2 protein-coding genes are annotated in these 2,363 nt (G+C 58.5%); one reads left to right on the top strand and one right to left on the bottom strand.

The genetic code is table 11. The annotated features are described in order from the left end of the window. Positions 1-96: 96 nt before the first annotated feature. The gene (locus tag ACE04F_RS10075; RefSeq protein WP_305497705.1) at positions 97-582 is read right to left on the bottom strand and encodes an acyl-CoA thioesterase; all 486 of its coding nucleotides are present in this window, start codon (positions 580-582) and stop codon (positions 97-99) included. Positions 583-849: 267 nt separating this feature from the next. Between ACE04F_RS10075 and ACE04F_RS10080 the strand changes: the two genes are divergently transcribed. After that, positions 850-2,363: cation:proton antiporter (locus ACE04F_RS10080; protein ID WP_486106332.1), on the top strand; the 1,514-nt coding region annotated here is incomplete at its 3' end.

A 2,363-nucleotide genomic window follows, 5' to 3' on the forward strand; every position in this document is an offset into this window, starting at 1 on the left:
CCCCCCCCCCCCCCCCCCCCCCCCCACGGGATTTCGGTTGCCTGGGCTGATGCTATCGCGAGCAGGCTCGCTCCCACAGTTGGTTTTCGGTGGCCTTTACGGCCCGTCCGCCTTGATTTCCTGATAGCGCCGTTCCAGCTCCTGACGGATCTGCCGACGCTGCTGGGCTTGTTCGTAGCGGCGCTTTTCCTCGCTGTTCTGCGGGTGCAACGGCGGGACGGGCGCAGGTTTGCGTTGGTCATCCACGGCCACCATGGTGAAAAAGCAGCTGTTGGTATGGCGCACCGAGCGCTCACGAATATTCTCGGTCACGACCTTGATGCCCACTTCCATCGACGTGTTGCCGGTGTAGTTCACCGACGCCAGGAACGTCACCAGCTCGCCGACATGGATCGGCTCACGAAAGATGACCTGGTCGACCGAAAGCGTCACCACGTAGCGACCGGCGTAACGGCTGGCGCAGGCATAGGCAACTTCATCGAGGTATTTAAGCAAGGTGCCGCCGTGGACATTGCCAGAGAAGTTGGCCATATCGGGGGTCATCAACACCGTCATCGACAGCTGGGCGTTTCCGGGTTCCATAACGTTCTCACGGTTCAAGGCAGCAATTTCGGGGAGGCGCCTCTGCGGGCGTTGGGTTGTGGCCAGTCGTTTTCCAGCCACCCATATCGGGACGCTGCGCCGTTGCTTGCCGTCACGCTTCGGTGGATCTGTTTCCATATATTGCACTGTCTTTTTGCAGGAAGTCGCGGTGTTAACCTGCAAATGCCCGTCAGCTTAGGCATTTCCTACAAAAGGACCGGAATCGCCCGACTCCGCATCGAGTCATTTCACACAAGGAGCCCCACCATGCATGCCATCAGCTTCATTCAGGACCTGGCGATCATCATGCTGGTGGCGGGGCTGGTAACGGTACTCTTTCATCGTTTCAAGCAACCGGTGGTGCTGGGCTATATCGTCGCCGGCTTCATCATCGGCCCGCATACGCCACCGTTTGGTTTCATCCACGACGAAGAAACCATCAAGACCCTGGCCGAGCTGGGGGTGATCTTCCTGATGTTCTGCCTCGGGCTGGAATTCAGCCTGCGCAAACTGTTCAAGGTTGGCGCCACGGCGTTCATCGCAGCATTCCTCGAAATCGTCCTGATGATCTGGATCGGCTATGAAATCGGCCGCTGGTTCGACTGGAATACCATGGACTCGCTGTTTCTTGGCGCGATCCTGGCCATCTCCTCGACCACGATCATCGTCAAGGCGCTCAATGACCTGAAAATGAAAAACGAGCGCTTTGCGCAGCTGATTTTCGGGGTGCTGATCGTCGAGGACATCCTTGGCATTGGCATCATCGCCTTGCTCTCGAGCATTGCCGTCAGCGGCACGGTGAGTTCCGGCGAGGTGTTCTCCACGGTCGGCAAGTTGTCGTTGTTCATGATCGTGGCGTTGGTCATCGGGATCCTGCTGGTGCCCAGATTGCTGGCGTACGTGGCAAAATTCGACAGTAACGAGATGCTGCTGATCACGGTGTTGGGACTTTGCTTCGGCTTCTGCCTGCTGGTGGTGAAGCTTGAGTACAGCATGGTGCTGGGGGCATTCCTGATCGGTGCGATCATGGCCGAGTCCCGGCAGTTGCTGAAAATCGAACGCTTGGTAGAGCCGGTGCGCGACTTGTTCAGCGCAATATTTTTCGTGGCGATCGGGCTCATGCTCGATCCGGCGATTTTGCTTGAATACGCCTGGCCGATTGCCGTGATCACCTGCGCAGTCGTGCTGGGCAAGATGCTCTCCTGTGGTCTCGGCGCCTTTATCGCCGGCAATGACGGACGCACCTCCCTACGAGTCGGGATGGGACTTTCACAGATCGGCGAATTTTCGTTCATCATCGCTTCGCTGGGCATGACCTTGCAGGTCACCAGCGATTTTCTTTACCCGGTGGCGGTGGCTGTGTCGGTACTGACCACGCTGTTGACGCCTTACTTGATCAGGGCCGCGGATCCGCTGTCAGTTAGGCTGGCCTCGGCAATGCCGCAACGGCTGACGCGCGTGCTGGGCATGTATGGTGAATGGTTGCGCAGTATTCAGCCACGGGGCGAGAGCGCCATGGTGGCCGCCATGATCAGGCGAATCCTGCTGCAGGTCGGTATCAACCTGGCATTGGTCATCGCGATTTTTGTTTCGGGCGGCTATTTCGCCGAGCGGATGTCGGTTTACCTGCAAGCCTGGATCAGCGATCCGAGCTGGCAAAAAGCATTGATCTGGGGTGGGGCGCTGCTGTTGTCGCTACCGTTCCTGATCGCTGCGTACCGCAAGCTCAAGGCGCTGTCGATGCTGCTGGCGGAGTTGGGTGTCACGCCGGAGATGGCCGG

It is taken from the genome of Pseudomonas sp. AGC41 (genome assembly GCF_057334555.1).